Genomic DNA, 19,022 nt, shown 5'->3' with positions numbered 1-19,022 from the left:
ACTATGCACTTTTTTAGGGATGATGGTTAAAAACTAGAGCTTTTTTCATTTTGCTGTGTTTTATATAATTGTTGATAAAGTCACTTTTCTTTAGTGGCTTTAGCTTGCATTGCATTTTGAAAGCTGCGATTTAGTTTAAGTCGCAGCTTTTTATATAGGCTATATTCTATAACCTTCATCTCTTATATACGAAATGGAGATGATTTTATGAATATAAATTTTGAAAATATAAGTAAAATTTATAACGGTAAAGAAATATTAAAGAATATTGGCGGTAAGATTTTCAAAGGTGAAAAAATAGGTCTTATAGGCAGCAATGGCATAGGTAAAAGCACTTTAGTCAAAATAATAGCGGGCTTGGAAGCCTTGGATGGCGGAAAAATCAATTATATTCCCGCCAAAGAGCCTATCGCTTTTCTCAATCAAAATTTTTCAGAAAGCGCGGCTAAAGAACTCACTGATAAAACAATTCAAGATATTGTTTATAAAAGTAAAATTTCTGAAGAAAGCTCACTAAAAGCTATACTTCTAGATTTAGGTTTAACTGATAAAAAGCTAGACAGACCCCTGCTGAGCTTTAGCGGTGGAGAGCAAACCAAACTAATGCTAGTGAAATTCTTCTTAGAAGAGGCTGATTTTTTTATAATGGACGAACCAACTAATCATTTGGACATTGAAAGTAAAGCTGTTCTTCAAAAGCTTGTTAATAAGTTCAAGAAAACTATGCTTATAATTTCCCACGACAGATATTTTCTTGACAACACAGTAAACAAAATATGGGAAATGACCTCAAAAGGCATTAAGGAATATGCAGGAAACTATTCTGCTTATAAAGAGCAAAAGGCTATAGCTCTTAAAAATCAGCTTAAAGAATATGATAAACAGCAAAAAACTATTTTTCATTTAGAAGAAGTTATAAATGAAAGAAAAGAATGGTTTATTAAGGCTCATGCTGCTGCTGGGCAAAATGATGCCTTGAGAGCTAAAGCAAAAAAGCAGATATCCATTATGCGTTCTAAAGAAAAGCAGTTAAAAAGGCTTGAAGCTAATAAAGTAGACATACCCCGAGAAGAAAAAAGTCCATGTTTTGATATAATAAACAAAAATATATTAAATTTAAAGCTGCCTAGATACATTATTCGCGTTAAAGCCTTGAACAAAAATTATGATAAAAAGCCTATATTTAAGGAAGCTTCGTTTAATATTTTAAAAGGGGATAAAATAGGCATTTTAGGAAAAAACGGCAGCGGAAAAACAACTCTTTTAAGGATTTTGGCAGGCTTAGATTCTGACTTTCAAGGAAAAGTCAATATAAATCCCTCTATAAGAACAGCCTATTTTTCTCAGCAGCTTGAGGTTTTAGATTACAGCAAAAATATATTAGAAAACCTGTTAAGTGAAGGAGCAGATAAGGCAGACGCAAGAAATCTTCTAGCTAGTCTGCTTTTTAAGGGGGAAGATGTATTTAAAAGCGCTAAAGTTCTAAGCATGGGAGAGCGCTGTAGACTAGCTATTGCAAAGCTTATTTTATCTGGAGCAAACCTGCTTATACTAGATGAACCAACTAATTACCTAGATATAGTGTCTAAAGAAAAAATCGAGGATACACTTAGACAATTCCAAGGTAGTATAATATTTGTATCTCATGATATATATTTTTTAAACAGCATAGCCAATAAGATAATAGAAATTAAGAATAAAAATATATCAACCTATCCAGGTGATTATAAGTTTTACCAAGAAAAGAGCAAAGAAGCTTCCAATATAAAAAATCAAGCCCAAACTCGTCAAAGCATAAAAACAGAAATAATAAGGCTTGAGTGCAAGCTTGCCTTCTTAGGTGGAAAATTTAACGAAAAGTTAGAGGAAGAAGAAAAGAAAGCTCTGGAGGAAGAGTTTCTAAATAAGGCTAAGGAGCTAAAACTCTATAGAAGCAAATTATAATTTATTTAGTGGACAAGAAGTAAAAGTGAAACGGTAATAATTTAACCATATCTTTTACTTCTTAATTTTTACTTCTTAACTCAACTACAAATTACAATTTTATATAAAAATAATTATTCTATAAAAACCTTGAAGATAGTGGCTGTATTATGCCTATCTGAATCCCACTTTGCAAATACCTCAAAGACATAATCTCCCCTTTTGCTTGGCAGAGTAAATATATATTCCTTATACTTTTTAGTGAGTGAATATCCTATACGCTGATCATTTCGATTTAATAATTGATACATCTCAACGCTTAAGGGATTATAAGGTACAGATATAGTAATTGTATCTCCAGACTTTGCGTTAATTTCACTAGTGTATTCCCCTACTTCATAATCTGCCCCAGTTTCATAACTGCTACCTCCATTTTTAGGTATCCAGTTGTGCTCTCCAATAGATGTGGGAATAACACTGTCTTTATATTTTACAATGGTTGTGGGAGGCTGCGAAGGCATCTCGGAAGATTTACTATGTAAAAAACAACCTGCCATCAAAATAAGAATAACAAAAATAATACACAGGTATCTTCTATTCATCTTACACATCCTTCTGCTAAAATGTCAGCTCAGAGTATATACAAATTACACCTTTGCCTTTGTTTCAGTTTTGCAATTCATTTTAAATATACTCAAAGCTCATACCTGACTATGTATATAGCAAAAACAGCAATAATATAGGCTATTACTGCTGTTTTTTTATGTTTTTAACACATTTTATTCACAAACTTTCAAACTTATTTCTTTCATTATATGCAACTTAACTCTCATATATTAGTTTCCCCATGGAGTACCAGGAACATCGCTTAATATATGAATGATTGGTAAGCTAACAGATACAACTATCACTGAAAGTAGCAAAACTCTAGAAAAAAACTTTTTATTTTTGAAAAACACTTTACTCACATCTCCTTCAAATAAATATGTATATTTCTTAAATATTTTCTAAATATCCTTTACAGAATTCACATATTTCTATAACTGAATTAGTATCATTTAATGCTGCAAAATATTGTAATATGTTTACTAATAATAAATCATTAATACTACCTAGCTCTCTTACTAACTCAATAAATTCATCTTTAATATCAATTTCTGCTTCACAATGAGATATATGTAGAAATTCCACAAGAATATCATTAACCACAAAAGAATATCTAAAATCTTTAGCCAATTTTAAAGCCTTTTTAAGAAAGCTAATAGTATTTTCACGTTGTGCCAACTTAGTATATCTTTTAGCAATATCTAAATGCATCTGTGGTAACATGTCAAAATCCATAGAAATATCAGGTATAATTTCCAAAGCCATGTTTAAATATTCGTTAGCCTTATCAAGTTTCTCAAGTTCTATATATATATCCGAGAGATTATTATAGTATATAGCTTTATGACCATAATCATCATTAGGAGTAACTTCTAACAGCTCTCCATAAATTTTTAAAGCTTCATCATAAAGTTTTAAATGATACAAACATGATGCTTTTAACAATAATATCTTAATGTATTTTTCAACTGAATCCTTATTGAGTATTCCTTGGAGTTCCTCTATAAATCTTATGGATTTTTCATATTCCTTCATATAATTATAATAAAGGCTGCTATTAAATAAAAAACCTGCTTTATATCCATTATCAATCTTAGGAAATCTATCTATTGCATAATCACAGACATCAATTCCTTCCTGATATTTTCCTATATAAAAATATGTTTCTGATAGCTTTTTTAATACAGGAACTAATAGAACCATATCCATATTCAAATTCACAAGGCATTTTACATTCTCATAATATACTGAAGCTTTGTAAAAATCATTATTGTTATAAAAATAGTCACCTGCTAACTCGCATATGCGTATTTTTTTATCAATAAAATCCCACTTAAGCATAAATTCCTCTGCCTGCTTAAGTGTATCAACAACGCTTGTAGCATTATTTGATATGGAATTTTTAAGCTCTTCAATAAATTCATCAAGAATCTTATTTGCCTGTGTTTCTTCACTCTCTAGTAAATATTCTATGTCTATGTCCGGCGTCATATTCCTTTTATTTAGTATTTCTTTTACATGTGACATAATAATTTCTGCTGTACTTCTAGTTAGTTTGGCTTTTCCATTTTCAATTTGGCTTATTAAGTTTCTAGTTACGTCAGTTCCAACAATTTCATCCTGATTTAAATTGTATTTATCCCTAAGTCTTCTAAGCTTGTCTCCTATAGGGATTACATTACAGCATTCCACCTATTTTTCACCACCCAAAATTTAATGTAACAATTATAACATTAATGGTATAATTTGTTAAGTATTTCGAGCGTAAAAAGAAATTTTTAACATTTTTTCATTATTTCAATTATATTTTACTAATCTGTTAATTTATTCCTCGCATATCCTTTTTATATGACTACTTTTTTATTTTTGTCATCATCCATTCAATAGCTTTTGAAAAGCCAATTGTTTTGCCTATAAAATTTGCTGCTGCCATAAAAACTTTTGTAAAAACAAATAATATAAACAAATAATACATTATCCCTAAAACAAACTTAATACCCATAAATTTTCCCTTTATTAATAAATATATTACTTTTTATCCAATTATTACACATATTGCATTTATAATCAATAGTCATCTGTTTCAAACCAGTGTTAATTTTTGCAATGCTTTAGAACAAACTTATCTGCTCGTATTCATATCCTTGTCTTATAAAATTAGAAATATTCTTCATGCCATATATTATGCCTAGGCGTTTGCATTCCTGTCTAAATACCTTTTCCAAGGAAGCATAATTTAAAGGATTGCAATAATAAGCATCCCCAAAAGCCTTATAATACTTTTCTTTGATTCCTGGAAAAGCTTCATCCAATTTATTGTAGAAATATTCCCTTTGATTCTGCCTTAAGGTAACTCCAAAACCATGATTAATGAATTTTCCGCCGCATTCATAAGTTTTATTTACTATTGCTTTAATATTATCAGTGTCAGAATTTATAAAGGGAAGTATGGGCATGAGCAGCAGTCCGGTCATTATGCCTGCCTCTGAAAGCTTTCTCATAGCTTCAAATCTCTTGCTGGATACTGCTACATTTGGTTCAATCTTAGCACATAATTCATCCTCTGCTGTGGTAACTGTAAAGTTAGCCACCACAGGAGAATGCTTTTTTATCTTTAAAAGTAAATCCATATCTCTCACCACAAGATCAGACTTTGTATCAATAACTATTCCAAAACCATACCTATTGATTATCTCCAAAGCCCCTCTAGTTAGTTTAAGTTCCTTTTCAAAGGGGTTGTATGGATCACTCATAGCTCCTGTTATTATAATACCCTTATTTCTTTTAGCTTTTAGTTCCTTCTCTATTAAAGCTAAGGCATTTTCTTTAGCTTTAACCTCATCAAAGTTCTCTATATGATAGCAAGCACTTCTGCTGTCACAATAGATGCAGCCATGACAGCAGCCCCTATATATGTTCATATTGTAGTTGCTGCCATACCAACCACCCTTAGCATCATAGCTTGAAATAATAGTTTTTGCAGGTACTGTTTTAATTTCTAATCCCCCGCTTTCATTTTATGCTTAATCTAAGTATAAAAAATAATATATGACAACAGCACGTCATATATTATTTTTCTGCAAATTCTAAAATATCCGCTGGCTGGCAATTTAGCTCCTTGCATATAGCCTCTAAGGTTGAAAATCTTATAGCCTTTGCTTTATTATTTTTTAATATAGAAAGATTAGCATTAGTAATACCTACTCTTTCAGCTAGATCATTTAAAGACATTTTTCTTTTAGCCATCATAACATCTAAATTAACTATTATAGGCATGCAAAAACTCCCTCTCCACCTTATACTGTATAATCATTTTCTTCTTTTACTTCTACTGCATTTTCAAAAACCTTGGCTAGAACATAAATAAATAGTCCGGCAAAAAGAAATATCAGAAACTCCATATCTGTATGAATTCCTGTCTTATCTATGTAAATAAGCTTATACTGTCCGCTAGAAAAATTTATTATAAGATTTATTATATAACATATAGCTACCACTATGCTACAAGCTGACATTCTCTTTAAAGCCTTCACGTTTTCTCTTGTGAAAGGATTTTCTTTAACCAAACTATTCATTATAGCTCTTATATTTATTACAATGATAAATACACAAGAGCAGCCCACTATAAGAAGCAGAAATACTGATAAAAGCTCTAATGAAGTTAATTTATCCTTTAATATAAAGGCTTGATATAAGGTTTCTATAAAGTAAGCTGCACCTAGCAGCAGCAAAATATCCAAAATTATTTTTAATACCTGAGACAATGATCTTCTACCATAATATTTCAATGTTGTCACTTCTCTTTCCAAATATATTTTATTTTTGGCTCTGTTTTAAATCAGTGTTGATTTTTACACTGATTTAAAACAGAGCCTTATTTTTCAGCTATTTTAAAACATGGTTTTTTCTAGTGCCACTGAGGCTAAGCTTGTAACCTATGTTTATAGCCAAATTATAGACGGTATTTGCTCTAGATTTTTTCATTCTTTTGTATATAGACTTAAAGGAGTAGAAGTGTTTTCTAAACCACATATAGCCTTGAAACAGCTCCTCTTCAGTCATATTTTTAGGCTGAAAAGCCACCCTGGTTTTCCCGTTGTAATAACTCCAATCTTCAGTTAATAGTCTGTTTTCTTCTTTTAATTTAGCATAAATAGGTGTCTTAGGAAGAGGAGTTAATATGCTTACAGTTACTCCATCTATGCCTAATTCATTGCAGGCTTCCAGCGTCTTTTCAAATACATCCTTTTTGTCCGTATCAAATCCAAATATTATGCCTGCCTGTACACAAATACCATGCTTATGAATTTTATCTATCAAGCCCTTATACTTATCCACATCATTTATACCTTTATTTACGCTTCCCAGGCTATCCTTTGAAAAAGATTCTATGCCTACAAAGAGATACACGCATCCTGCCTCTTTAGCTAATTTCAGTAATTCTTCATCCTTGCATCTTTCCAGAGTTACCTGGGCAGCCCATCTTTTATTAAGCTTCTTTAATTCCAACAGCAGGCTTTTAGCAAAATTAATATCACCCCAAAAATTATCATCCCAAAACACAAAGTATTTGTTTTTTATAGTTTTAATTTCAGCAATCACCTCTTCAATTGGTCTGGTTCTAAAGGGTTCACAGTATATTTGTTTTAAATTGCAGTAGCTGCACTTGTAAGGGCAGCCTCTTGAGGAAATGACAGCACCTTTTGTAAATCGCCTTTTGTGAATCAAGTCTCTTCTAGCCGCAGGTATGTTTTTAAGTTCTGGCACATCCTCGCAAATATATTGTTCCTGAGCTTTGTCTTCATAGAAATCTTCTAGAAATTTCGGCCATATTATTTCTCCCTCACCCACCATTATGTAGTCGCAGTTTTTCTTTACCTCCTCAGGCAGCAAGGTTGCATGAGGTCCCCCCATCACCACTTTAACCTGCTTTTCTCTAAACTGTTTTGCTATATCATAACAGTGAGTTGCATTTGAAGTATTCACAGTTATAGCTGCCAAATCAAAGCTTTCTTTAAAAGGAATTTTTTGATTATATTCATCCACCAAGGTTATTTCATACTTGCTTTCGTCTATAAAGGCAGCTAAGTAGGGCATGGTTATCTGAATAAAATTATTGAACTGCCTTTTTCTAAATTTATTTATCTCTTTATTCTCAGGCGTTATTAAAAGTATTTTCTTCTTCATAATACACCTCCCATACCTGGATTATATACCCATCAAAAGTAAAAAACAATATATTCTTATTGAAAAACAATAAAAACATATTGTTTAGCTTTATATTTTATTTTATATTACTCAATAGTAACACAAGATATTGTATTTTCTCTAGAATAATAATCATCATATATCATAAATTTTTCATTGATCGATTTATATCCCGCATTATTTAAAGAAGTTGCTCTCTCTTTTGCAGCAGGAATGCATTTAGTAAGTATGGTATTCACCTGAAAGGCTTCATAAAAAAATTCATTAACCACTGACAGTATACTTTCTATTATCTGCTGCTTTTCATGCTTACTTTGAAGATCCATTCTTAAAATTCCGCAGTGATTAAATTTATCCTCTGCATACCTATGAAACATTTCTATGGTTCCTATTATCTCCTTTGTACTATTTAAAATTATTGTCCAACGTATAAAATATCCATTAGAATAGGAACTCTCCCAAAACTTAATTGCTTCCTCTATTCTTTCCTTTGTTGTATAGTGAAAATTATCTCCATGACAATTATCAGAATTAAAAAAAGGTACTGCTTTTTCATCTGAATAACATTTGAGAAGCCTATCTGCATCCTCTATTTTAGTTTTCCTTAAGGTTATTAATGTATTTTTATAGGTTGGACATATTTTATAAATATCCTGAGTCATATTAAAAATCCCCTTTCTCCTGTAAATAATTTGTTCAAAAAGAGTATACCAGAGGATTTGCGACAGCTATATGTCATAGATTATAATATAAATCTAAAATTTCTCTGCATCTATTGCAAATTTTTTCTTTTAGCCCTTTAGGCTCCAGCACTGTAACCAGGCTGCCAAAAGAGAGCAGCGTGCCAAACCATAAATCTTCACTTTCAGGAAGGTGAAGCTTCATTATGAAGTCTCCGTTTTCATATTCCTTTTCAATATCTCCCCTTAAATACTCAGCAGCCTTAACCTTTACTTCCTCTTTGCATAAAAGTTTAATGTCTATATATTTCCTAGTATCTTTTTCATAGCTTTTTCGCAAAAGCACACTAGCTGGTTCATGGCATACTCGCATATTTCCAGCAGTCATCTTAAGATTTTCCATGCGAATAAGCTTGTATAATCTATAGTCTTGTTTTTCTAAGGAATAGGCCAGCAGATACCAAGCATACCACCTGTAATTAACGGCTATAGGCTCAACCTCTTTCACACTTTTCATATTCTCCCCATTGGTATATGAAAAAGCAACTATCCTTTTTTCCGCAATAGCCTTCTCTAATATTTCTAATTTATAATTTATAGCTTTATCTTCTCTTAACACACTAAAATCTAAAAGCATATTACTATCTATTTCATTGTCTTGCTGAATTGCTTTAATTTTTTCAAGAGTTAAATCTAATTTGGGGCTATTGTAAGCAGAAGTTAATGCCTGCAAAGCAGTAATTATGTATGAATAATCTTCCTTCTTAGCTATTTGTTTCTCCATCCTAAAGCCCTGGAGGATTTCATACCCTCCTTCAGCTCCTAGGGAAGAAACCACCGGAATTCCTGCTTCACATAAGGCTTCCATATCCCTCTGAATAGTTCTAATAGAAACTTCAAATTTTTCAGCAAAAACCTTTGCGCTTACTTTTTTATGATTTAATAAATAAATTGTAATTGCTAGTAATCTATCAATTTTCATATCACACCTGCTGCAATTAATAATATATTTCATTATAGCATATAAAAAAACCTGAATAACCACCACGGATTATTCAGGCTTTCAATCACCAATTATAATTTTATAGTCTTATTTTCACCCTTCATTGAAAAGAAATTAGCAACTGCATCTTCTAGATAAAATATTTCAAAAATATCATCATCTACAGAATACATATGTTTAAGTCCTGGCATTGCTTCTAAAGCTTTAGTCTTGCTTTCTACGCTAGTACAGAATGCAGCCTTACCACTTAGACGTATCCATTTTCCACCCTTGCATGCTGAAATTTCAACATTTGGATTTTTAGTTAACTGTTGAAAAACTGGTTTTTTATTGTTCGTACCAAAAGCAAGCTTTCCATCATATTCCATAACAAAGCTGAAAGGTCTAACCTTAGGCTGATCCCCCTCTACTGTTGATACAAAAAATACTCCACATTCATTAAGAAATTCTATAACTTCATTCATTACAATACCCTCCATGTATATCTATATTATTATTCCCTATGGTATAATTATAAGTATTGATAAGGAAATAACAAGTATGCAGTATTTTATGACTAAGTAAGATTTTTATTACTAATGGAGGTAATTCAATGAAAGATATGGTCACTTTTTCACCGCAGAGCACCTTTTGTCCTGTAGCCTACGCTGTAAAAGTTATAGATGGTAAATGGAAGCTTCCTATACTTTGGGTACTGTCTAAAAATGGTACTCTTAGATACAACGAATTAAAAAAAAGTATTGAAGGAATTACTAATATGATGCTATCAACTTCTCTTAAGGAACTGGAACAAGAAGGCATCATTAATAGATTTCAATACAATGAAATGCCTCCTCATGTAGATTACTGCTTAAGCGAAACTGGTAAAAAGCTTCTTCCAGTGCTGGATGAGCTGGCAAAATACGGCGAGGAATTATTAAAATCTAAAAATCAAGCCTAAATTTGTACTCTTTCTCTTAAAATATTTTTTAAAACATTCATTCCACTTATTGCGGAGGGGAAACCAGAATACACTGTCATCAAAAGCATTATTTCTTTTATTTCCTCCTCCGTCAAGCCCACATTAAGTCCTGAATTTATATGAAACCTTAATTGTGGCTCAGCATTTCCTAGAGCCGTTAGTGCTGCAATAGTGGCAATCTGCCTATATCTTTTGCTTAAATTATTTCTTCCGATAATATCTGCATAACTTTGTATTATTAGTTTTGTAAGAGCAGGTGAAAAATCTTTATAGGTATCTTCAAGAAGCTTGGCTTGATTTTTATCTAATTGTGATAATTCCCTTACCCCCGCCTGATATCTTTCCATAGGTGAAACCTCGTTAGTACATTCTTCACCAGCATAGTCCTCTATTCCTTCACTTTTTCTTTCCTCTAAAACCTCTTTTAAAGCATTCATAGCATTTATAGCTGTTGGGAAGCCTGAGTATGCAGTCATTTGAATTATTACTTCTTTAATGTCATTTACAGAGCATCCAACATTTAAAGCTCCATTTATATGAACCTTAAGCTGAGGTCTGGCATTCCCAAGCGCCGTCAAAGCAGCAACTACTGCAATTTCTTTGGATTTTAAGCCCAAGCCTTCTCTTGAGTATACATCTCCAAAGGAATACTCTATCATATATTTTACTAAATCCGGTGATATATCGCTTAAACTTTCTTTTACCGCCTCTCCTGCTTTTCCATCCACCTCTTTTAATTTTCTATAGCCTCTTTCTAATCTACTTTCCTCTTCCATTTATCTTTTCCTCCATTTCACTATAGATTTCAATTTTTTTCTCAACATAAGCTTTAGCTTCAATTAATTTTTCAATTTCACTTTCAATGAAAGCTAAGTGTTCCTTCATAATGTTCTTTCTTTCCGTTACAGTTTCATCTCCCATATGTCTTAATCTTGCATACTCCTGCATCTCCCTTATATTCATGCCCGTAGCTCTAAGCCTATTTATCACTTCAAGCCATTTCAAATCCTCTTCTGTATAAACTCTCTTCCCAGCCGAATTTCTTCTAATATCTTTAATTAATCCTATGCTTTCATAATACCTAAGAGTATGAGGCTTTAGTTTTGTTAATTTAGATACTTCATTTATCTCCAGTTCCAACATAACTCCCTCCTTTAATTGAAGAATAGCACTTAAAGTGCGCTTTAAGTCAAGAAAAATATGATAGATTGCCTATATTTTAAAAAATGTTATATGCTATAATTATACTAAAACCAAGAATTGCAGGAGGCTTGCCATGGAAAATATATATTTTTATGATACCGAGATAGGCAGAATTGCTATAACTGATAATGGAAGTGAAATTACTAATTTATATTTTATCAAAGAAACTATGCCAAATGGCTTTGAAATCAATGAAACAGCTTTAATCAAAGAAGCTCACAGCCAATTGGAGGAGTACTTTTCTGGTAAGAGAAAAGCCTTTAAACTTCCACTTTTGCCTATAGGCACTGATTTTCAGCAATCAGTATGGAAAGCCTTGCAGGACATACCCTTTGGTGAAACTCGCAGCTATGGTGAAATTGCCAAAGCTGTTGGTAATCCAAAGGCTTCCCGTGCAGTTGGTATGGCTAATAACCGAAATCCAATCCCTATATTTATTCCCTGTCACAGGGTGATAGGTGCAAATGGGAAACTGGTAGGCTACGGCGGCGGCTTAGATATAAAAGAGCATTTACTTAAGCTTGAAAATTCAAAGTAATTTACGCAAGAGTATCAAGGCATTTATCAACATTATTTTAGAACTTCGCCTATATTAAAAAGAGATTCACCATATTCAGATGAATCTCTTTTTTATTTGATTCTCAACACAGATTTAAAATTGCCTTCAGTAATGAGAATTATTCACTTCTAAGTGCCACCACTGGATCTTTTTTAGCTGCCATTCTTGAAGGTATAATTCCTCCAATCATAGTTAGTACAATACTTATTAAAACCAGTGCAATTGCATGTAACGGATTAAGCTGTGCCACATTTTTAAGCTCTGTAGCTTTGTAAATTATAGAGTTAGCTGGGAAAGTAAGAAGGTATGCAATTCCTATTCCAAGCAAGCCTGAGCATGATCCGATAATGAAGGTTTCCGCATTGAAAACCCTAGAGATATCTTTTTTCCTTGCACCTAAAGCTCTCAGCACTCCTATTTCTTTTGTTCTCTCAAGAACAGAAATATATATGATGATACCTATCATAATCATTGAAACCACAAGAGATATGGCTGCGAAAGCCACAAGAACAAGAGTGATTCCATTCATGATACTTCCAGATAAGTTTGTTATAATAGCTGACATATCCGTATATTCTATTTTATCTTTATCACTAAGTCCATTATTCCATTTATCTAAATAAGTTTTTATATCTTGCTTAGCATCAAAACTGGTAGGATATAAAGAGATAGCTGTAGGTATACTTGTGGCTCCGAGCTCTTCTAATACGCTTTCTTTGGTCTGTGCTGCAGCCACACCCATAGAAGCCATTCCCGGATTCATATTATTTCTTGTGTTACCGCTTTCTGAGCTATCGGCCAGCATGCCTCCGGTTAATACATTATAATCCGCATTCTTTTGAGCTTTTACCACCTCTGAATCAGCTGCATCCTTAATGAAGCGCTGGGCTAAATCATCAGAGTAAATAACTCCTGAGGAAAGTGAAGTCACCTTTGAATCCTTCTTTATACGAATTATGCCCGTAATTTTCAATGTTATAGCTTTACTGCTGTCATACATTTTTGATAAATCCGTAGGTATTCCATTCACTGCATATACATTCCCTGATTTTGTATAATAGTCATTATTCATTATAAGCTTATATTCTTTTCCTATAATAGAACTAAAATCTGTACTCTTTCCATCTTCAACATCTATTCCAAGCTCCTTTAGCATTGAAGTATCCAGTCTGTTATATTCATCTACCACAAGCAAAAGATCTGTGCTGCTTGTTGAATAGCTGCCTTGAAGCAAATCGTAATAATCCTTTAGATAATTACTGTTCTTACCACTAGGGTTGCTTGGATAAGAGGACAAATTTATTTTTTGAGTATTTAATAATGTAGCTTTATCTCCTGTTTTCTTTAGGATATTCATGTTTATACTTCTGGTATAGGAAACCCCTTCTAACAGAGAACTATCCATTTTATCTAAATACTGCATATAACTATCCGTAAGTGTATTTGTATGGGAAGTGCTATCCTTTGAAGAATCATGAGAATATATAACTTTTTTATCCGTATATTTTTCCAAGGTCACATTCTTGCCTGAAGAAGACTTACCAGGCTCAAGCTTCATGGCTGTCTTCCCAATAGTAATAGGATAATTAGAAAGTGTGCCGGATTCGAAATCATTTATCTGCTTATTAAAGCCGTTAGATAAGGATAAAACAAGTGCAATACCGATTATACCTATACTGGAAGCAAAGGCAGTAATACCTGTACGCCATTTTTTTGTAATAATATTTTTACCCGATAACTTCAAAGCAGTAATGAAGCTCATACTGGTTTTTTTCAGCCTATATTCTGAAGTTATTTCATGATCTTCAAGAGGATGAGTGTCTGATTTTACCTCTCCATCTGAAAATTTAACTATTCTGGTAGCATATCTTTCCGCCAGCTCTGGATTATGAGTAACCATGATAACTAATTTATCCTTAGCTATCTCTTTTATAAGATTCATGATTTGCTCACTTGTTTCTGTATCTAGAGCACCAGTAGGTTCATCTGCTAAAATAATATCTGGATCATTAGCAAGCGCACGAGCAATTGCTACTCTCTGCATCTGTCCTCCTGATAATTGATTTGGTTTCTTATGAATATGGTTCTTAAGTCCCACCTTTTCCAAGGCCTCTATGGCATTTTTATGTTTTATTTTATTAGGGACTCCGCTTAAGGTCATTCCCATTTCAACATTGTCAACAATGCTTAAGTGAGGAATCAAATTATAGCTTTGAAATACAAAGCCAACACTATTATTTCTATAGGCATCCCAATCCCTATCTTTGAATTTCTTTGTTGACTTACCATTTATAACAAGATCTCCAGTATCATATTTATCCAGTCCTCCAATTACGTTAAGAAGAGTTGTTTTACCAGACCCGCTTTGCCCTAGAATTGCTACAAATTCACTTTTCCTAAAATTCAGATTTACCTTGTTAAGAGCAACTTGAGTAAAGTCTCCCGTGGTATAGCTCTTTGATATGTCTTTTAATTGCAACATATAAATACTCCTTTCAGTGGTTCATACTTCCTTTGTGTTCTAAAAGTATAACATTTATTAGTTTTATCTTAAATGCCTTACCTTAAACTTTCCTTAAGTTAATTATTAATTTTATGTTAATGTTTTTTGGGCTCTGTTTTAAGTTAATTTTAAGCATATTAGGCTATAATATATACAATTGAATTTTAAGGTGGTGAAATATATTTTGAGAATATTATTAGTAGAAGATGAAGTAAATCTTTCAGAAGCACTTGTATATACCTTGAAAAAGAACAACTATATAGTTGATGCTGCCTTTGATGGTTTGGAAGGTGAAAAGCTTGCGGAAACAAATATCTACAATGTGATAATTCTTGACCGTATGCTTCCTTTAAAAGAAGGCCTAGAGGTACTAAAGAGCCTTAGGAAGAAGCACATCGCAACTCCTGTACTTATACTTACCGCGAAAGACTCCATCAAGGATAGAATAGAAGGTCTAGATAGCGGTGCGGATGACTACCTTATAAAACCTTTTTCTAAGGACGAGCTATTGGCTCGTATAAGAGCTCTTTCAAGACGTCAAACCGACGAAATAGCTAATGAAGAATTTATAATTGGGAATACGAGTTTTAATCCTTTAAAATGCGAAATATCAGTAGGCGGAAACATTACCAAACTCTCTTCTAAAGAATCGCAGGTATTAGAAATAATGCTGAAAAATAAAAATCTAGTTATAACTAAAGAACTTCTTCTTGATAGAATTTGGGGGTTTCAATCCGATATTGAACTCAATAATATTGAGGTCTATATATCATATTTAAGAAAAAAGCTTAGTGAATCAGCTTCTGAGATAATTATAGAAACAATACGTGGACGAGGCTATTGTTTAAAAGAGGTAGAATGATATGTTTCAAAAACTAAAATTAAAACTAATAATGATCAATGTTACCGCCCTTACCATAGTGCTGGTGATGATTTTTTCCGGACTCTACTTCATGATGTCTCACGCAATAAACCAGCAATCTTCTGCTATCATAACAGATATGGCTAATGAAGAACGCCTAGCTATTTCCTCAGATGCAGGAAAAGGCTTTAACAAAATATTCTTCAATAGCTTTTTTATAAAAATAGATCATAAAAAAAATATTTTAGACTATTCCTCTGCTTCAAATATTTCAAAGCAGGAAATCGAGGAATTAAAAAATGCAGTTCTTAGTAAAAAAACTCAAATGGGTAATATTGAATATAAGCATTTTAAGCTTAGATTTTTGAAACAATCTAAAAACTATGGCTATATAATAGTATTTTTAGATAACAGCATGGCACTAAATATTCAAAAATCTCTTGTAGTTTCTTCCTTTGCAATTGGATTATTAAGCTTAGCCTTAGTTTTTATTTTGAGTATGTATTTAGCCAATAAAGCTATGATACCAATTAAAAATTCCTGGGAAAAGCAAACTGCTTTCATAGCAGATGCATCACACGAACTAAGGACCCCTCTTGCAGTACTTAATTCTAATCTGGAGATAGTAATAGAAAATGAAGATAAGACTGTACTTAGCCAAGCTAAATGGCTTAATAATATACAAGGCGAAATAAAAAGAATGACAAAGCTTGTAGACGACTTGCTTTTCCTTGCCAGGGCTGAAGAAGAAAAAATGCCTATGTATGATTTTAATATAAGTGATACCCTTATTAAAAGCTATGAAAGCTTTACTCCTCTTTCGGCTAAAAAAGAAGTAACCTTAAATTTCAGCATAGAGCCCAACATAATTATTAATGGAAATGAAGGAAGGATTCTTCAGCTTGTAAATATATTATTAGACAATGCTTTAAAGCATACTCCTCCTGGCGGAAAGATTAATATGCTCTTTTTTAAAGATGAATACTTCTATAAGCTATTAATAAAGGACACTGGCGAAGGGATACCAAAGGAATCTATAAATAAGATTTTTGAAAGATTCTACCGAGTGGATAAAGCCCGCTCCAGAAATCAGGGGGGCTCTGGATTAGGCTTGTCTATAGCTAAGTGTATAGTAAAAGAACATAGAGGAACAATTAAGGCCTTTAGCGCTGAAGGAAATGGTGCAGAATTTCTCATTAATTTTCCCATTGCAAACATCTTCCATAAAAACATTAAGAGAAGCTAAATTTAACTGTTATATCATTAGCTTCTCTTTAATAATTAACTATTATATATATTTCTTAATGGCTTCAATAGTTTCTGTTATATCTTGACTAAAACTCAAGCTTTTATTCTCTATTTCCTTAGGCACTTCAGGATAATTCATGTTAATTCGAATAAGCTTTGCACTTGGATGCTCCTTTGCTATTCCTTCAAAGGGCCATCTTATTATAGAAGGTGTATTAAAGCCAATGCCTAATTCCAGAAGCAGCAGCTTCCCTTGCACAGATTGATTTATGAAATCCACATAATCCTTTTGTTTCTCCATATGAGGTGCTTCTACAAAAGTATTATCCACTCTAAGATTTTTAGCTAGGTAAGAGCCGCAGTGAGGGCACCTAGGTATATCCTCTTCCCTTACAAGAAACTTTTCTTCGTTCATATTATCCACCATTTTTTTAACCATTTCTTCATTATCAAAAATCTCCTGGCAGCAAGGCTTATCACATTGAAATAATCCGTAGTTTCCTTGAGGGGTAAACATTCTTTGCTCATCAAAACCTGCCTTATTAAATTGACTATCCACATTTGTAGTTATAATAAAATAGTTTTTATACTTCATCATATCTAATAAATCAAGGTATACTTTGCCTGCTGGGGAATCATATCTAATTTTTTTAATATGACTTGCCCAGTAAGCCCAAAAGGCAGTTCTATTATTATCATTGGCCTGCCAATAGGTAGAAATCGCGTAACCTATGGTTTTTAGGCCTCTTTTCTCAAGTTCAGGAAACCATTTTTTAAAGAGCTTACTGTCACCATAATTTAAACCCGCGGAAGCTGATAGTCCGGCCCCTGCTCCTATAATAATATAGTCTGCTTTCTTAATAAGTTCAGAAGCTGCTTTTATATTCTCCAAATAATTTTGAGTATTCATCATAATCCTCCACAGTAAATACATTAAAAATAATCCTGTCTAATACATCTCTGTTGTTTTCAAGCCAGCGGCTCACAGTTTCAACTGCAATTTTAGCAGCCTCATCCTTTGGAAATCTAAATTCTCCTGTGGATATGCAGCAAAAGGCTACAGTTTTAATATCCTCATGTTTTTTTGCCTCCTCCAGGCAGGAACTGTAACAGGAAGCTAATAATCCGCAGTCTTCCTCTGTAAGAGCATCATAAATTATAGGTCCCACAGTATGCAGCACATACTTGCTTGGAAGATTATAAGCTCCCGTGATTTTAGCCCTTCCAGTAGGCTCATCCTTCCCTTGCTTTTCCATTAATTCTCTGCACTCCAGTCTCAGTTGAATTCCCGCTGCAGAATGAATAGCGTTGTCTATGCACCTATGTAAGGGTGCAAAACATCCAAGCATTTTAGAATTTGCTGCATTAACTATGGCATCTGCGTTAATTGTGGTAATGTCACCCTGCCAGAGTATAATTTTATCTTCAAAAGGTATTTTGGTTTCTTTAAATACTTCACCTACAGTTAACAAGTCATATGGACTAATTATATTCTTATCCTTATTTTCTTTTGACAAAAGCTCATCCTGAAGCTTAAGTATTTCAGGAGATATTGCCTTTGGTTCTCTCACATTCATAACTGCTCTCAAAAGCTTTCTTTTATTCGAATAATCCTTAGGGACATCAACTTTCCCTAGTTCTTTATTTTCGCTGATTAAATATATCAATAGCTCATTTACTAATTCTTCTTTTCCCAAGATAATCTCCTCCAAAACAAATTGATTTTCGTTAAGGTTAATTATATAATAGGTTCATTAGTATATATTTGCAAGTAAGCACTTAAAAGTGCTGTAGTAACCCTAAAGTAACTATTAATTTTAATATTATTTTTATGGAGGTCCAATTTATATGAAAAAAGATTTGCCTGCTTGTCCTGTTGAAACAACTCTTTTACTGATAGGCGATAAGTGGAAGGTTCTAATTTTAAGAGAACTTATTTCTGGCACTAAACGTTTTGGAGAATTAAAAAAGGCCATAGGTTCCATAAGCCAAAAAGTTCTCACTCAACAGCTAAGATCAATGGAGGAAGATGGCTTAATAAAAAGGAAAGTCTATGCAGAGGTGCCTCCTAAAGTTGAATATTCTCTTACTGAAGACGGATTAAGCTTAAAACCAATACTTGACTCCATGGTTACTTGGGGAAAACAGTATAAAGAAAAGGCTATTCTGAAAACCAATTTTTAGGGTCAATTGACCCTAAAAAAAGAAAAAAAGAATAACCACTAAATTATCCATGAATAATTTTTAAAAAATGGATAATAATTAA

General features: G+C 32.7%; 21 protein-coding genes. 6 read left to right on the top strand and 15 right to left on the bottom strand.

Annotated elements, in window-relative coordinates; all coding sequences use genetic code 11:
* Positions 1-207 precede the first annotated feature (207 nt).
* A complete protein-coding gene (gene abc-f / locus IAI10_RS22125) occupies positions 208-1,944 on the top strand; it encodes a ribosomal protection-like ABC-F family protein (protein ID WP_315675492.1) in 1,737 nt (578 codons plus the stop codon).
* Between the two features lie 113 nt (positions 1,945-2,057).
* On the opposite strand, the gene IAI10_RS22120 is transcribed toward abc-f, so the two are convergent.
* The 10 genes from IAI10_RS22120 to IAI10_RS22075 form a co-directional block, all read right to left on the bottom strand.
* Complete coding sequence (locus tag IAI10_RS22120) at positions 2,058-2,525, bottom strand: hypothetical protein (RefSeq protein WP_315675491.1); 468 nt, start codon at positions 2,523-2,525, stop codon at positions 2,058-2,060.
* A 394-nt stretch (positions 2,526-2,919) separates the two neighbouring features.
* Positions 2,920-4,221 carry a helix-turn-helix transcriptional regulator gene (locus IAI10_RS22115; protein ID WP_315675490.1) on the bottom strand — a complete coding sequence of 434 codons (1,302 nt, stop codon included), beginning with the start codon at positions 4,219-4,221 and terminating at the stop codon, positions 2,920-2,922.
* 160 nt (positions 4,222-4,381) lie between these two features.
* Entirely contained in the window at positions 4,382-4,531 is a 150-nt protein-coding gene (locus IAI10_RS22110) for a hypothetical protein (protein WP_315675489.1), read from the bottom strand.
* A gap of 109 nt (positions 4,532-4,640) precedes the next feature.
* Positions 4,641-5,525 (bottom strand): radical SAM protein, encoded by an 885-nt coding sequence (locus IAI10_RS22105; RefSeq protein WP_315675502.1) that lies wholly within the window; start codon positions 5,523-5,525, stop codon positions 4,641-4,643.
* Between the two features lie 73 nt (positions 5,526-5,598).
* Positions 5,599-5,805: a helix-turn-helix transcriptional regulator gene (locus IAI10_RS22100; protein WP_315675488.1), complete on the bottom strand. Its 207-nt coding sequence runs from the start codon at positions 5,803-5,805 to the stop codon at positions 5,599-5,601.
* Positions 5,806-5,825: 20 nt separating this feature from the next.
* The gene (locus IAI10_RS22095) at positions 5,826-6,317 is read right to left on the bottom strand and encodes a DUF2975 domain-containing protein (protein ID WP_315675487.1); all 492 of its coding nucleotides are present in this window, start codon (positions 6,315-6,317) and stop codon (positions 5,826-5,828) included.
* A 97-nt stretch (positions 6,318-6,414) separates the two neighbouring features.
* Entirely contained in the window at positions 6,415-7,716 is a 1,302-nt protein-coding gene (locus IAI10_RS22090; RefSeq protein WP_315675486.1) for a B12-binding domain-containing radical SAM protein, read from the bottom strand.
* Positions 7,717-7,823: 107 nt separating this feature from the next.
* Positions 7,824-8,399 (bottom strand): GNAT family protein, encoded by a 576-nt coding sequence (locus IAI10_RS22085; RefSeq protein ID WP_315675485.1) that lies wholly within the window; start codon positions 8,397-8,399, stop codon positions 7,824-7,826.
* A 73-nt stretch (positions 8,400-8,472) separates the two neighbouring features.
* Positions 8,473-9,399 carry a YafY family protein gene (locus tag IAI10_RS22080; protein ID WP_315675484.1) on the bottom strand — a complete coding sequence of 309 codons (927 nt, stop codon included), beginning with the start codon at positions 9,397-9,399 and terminating at the stop codon, positions 8,473-8,475.
* Positions 9,400-9,491: 92 nt separating this feature from the next.
* Positions 9,492-9,884 (bottom strand): pyridoxamine 5'-phosphate oxidase family protein, encoded by a 393-nt coding sequence (locus IAI10_RS22075; RefSeq protein ID WP_315675483.1) that lies wholly within the window; start codon positions 9,882-9,884, stop codon positions 9,492-9,494.
* Positions 9,885-10,012: 128 nt separating this feature from the next.
* On the opposite strand from IAI10_RS22075, the gene IAI10_RS22070 reads away from it, so the two are divergent.
* Complete coding sequence (locus IAI10_RS22070; RefSeq protein ID WP_315675482.1) at positions 10,013-10,360, top strand: helix-turn-helix domain-containing protein; 348 nt, start codon at positions 10,013-10,015, stop codon at positions 10,358-10,360.
* Here IAI10_RS22070 and IAI10_RS22065 read toward each other — a convergent pair.
* Both IAI10_RS22065 and IAI10_RS22060 read right to left on the bottom strand, forming a co-directional pair.
* Complete coding sequence (locus IAI10_RS22065) at positions 10,357-11,157, bottom strand: carboxymuconolactone decarboxylase family protein (protein WP_315675481.1); 801 nt, start codon at positions 11,155-11,157, stop codon at positions 10,357-10,359. The two genes, IAI10_RS22070 and IAI10_RS22065, sit on opposite strands and share 4 nt — an antisense overlap.
* Positions 11,141-11,524, bottom strand: coding sequence for a MerR family transcriptional regulator (locus tag IAI10_RS22060; RefSeq protein ID WP_315675480.1), 384 nt, complete (start codon positions 11,522-11,524; stop codon positions 11,141-11,143). The genes IAI10_RS22065 and IAI10_RS22060 overlap by 17 nt, the downstream gene beginning before the upstream one ends.
* 133 nt (positions 11,525-11,657) lie before the next feature.
* Here IAI10_RS22060 and IAI10_RS22055 point away from each other — a divergent pair, with 133 nt between their 5' ends.
* A complete protein-coding gene (locus tag IAI10_RS22055; protein WP_315675479.1) occupies positions 11,658-12,122 on the top strand; it encodes a methylated-DNA--[protein]-cysteine S-methyltransferase in 465 nt (154 codons plus the stop codon).
* A gap of 139 nt (positions 12,123-12,261) precedes the next feature.
* Here the strand turns inward: IAI10_RS22055 and IAI10_RS22050 are convergent, their stop codons facing one another.
* Complete coding sequence (locus IAI10_RS22050) at positions 12,262-14,625, bottom strand: ATP-binding cassette domain-containing protein (RefSeq protein WP_315675478.1); 2,364 nt, start codon at positions 14,623-14,625, stop codon at positions 12,262-12,264.
* 205 nt (positions 14,626-14,830) lie between these two features.
* Here IAI10_RS22050 and IAI10_RS22045 point away from each other — a divergent pair, with 205 nt between their 5' ends.
* Positions 14,831-15,508 carry a response regulator transcription factor gene (locus IAI10_RS22045; RefSeq protein ID WP_315675477.1) on the top strand — a complete coding sequence of 226 codons (678 nt, stop codon included), beginning with the start codon at positions 14,831-14,833 and terminating at the stop codon, positions 15,506-15,508.
* Between the two features lies 1 nt (position 15,509).
* Positions 15,510-16,754: an ATP-binding protein gene (locus IAI10_RS22040; protein ID WP_315675476.1), complete on the top strand. Its 1,245-nt coding sequence runs from the start codon at positions 15,510-15,512 to the stop codon at positions 16,752-16,754.
* 42 nt (positions 16,755-16,796) lie between these two features.
* On the opposite strand, the gene IAI10_RS22035 is transcribed toward IAI10_RS22040, so the two are convergent.
* Both IAI10_RS22035 and IAI10_RS22030 read right to left on the bottom strand, forming a co-directional pair.
* The gene (locus IAI10_RS22035) at positions 16,797-17,666 is read right to left on the bottom strand and encodes an NAD-dependent protein deacetylase, SIR2 family (RefSeq protein WP_315675475.1); all 870 of its coding nucleotides are present in this window, start codon (positions 17,664-17,666) and stop codon (positions 16,797-16,799) included.
* A complete protein-coding gene (locus IAI10_RS22030) occupies positions 17,623-18,453 on the bottom strand; it encodes a protein-ADP-ribose hydrolase (protein WP_315675474.1) in 831 nt (276 codons plus the stop codon). The genes IAI10_RS22035 and IAI10_RS22030 overlap by 44 nt, the downstream gene beginning before the upstream one ends.
* A 151-nt stretch (positions 18,454-18,604) precedes the next feature.
* Here IAI10_RS22030 and IAI10_RS22025 point away from each other — a divergent pair, with 151 nt between their 5' ends.
* Positions 18,605-18,940, top strand: a complete 336-nt coding sequence (locus IAI10_RS22025; protein ID WP_315675473.1) for a helix-turn-helix domain-containing protein — start codon at positions 18,605-18,607, stop codon at positions 18,938-18,940.
* Positions 18,941-19,022 lie beyond the last annotated feature (82 nt).

This window comes from Clostridium sp. 19966 (assembly GCF_032335695.1).
Taxonomy (GTDB): Bacteria; Bacillota; Clostridia; order Clostridiales; family Clostridiaceae; genus JACTOJ01.
The sequence above is the reverse complement of the archived record's forward strand: the minus strand, read 5'-3'. Positions and strand labels throughout refer to the sequence as shown.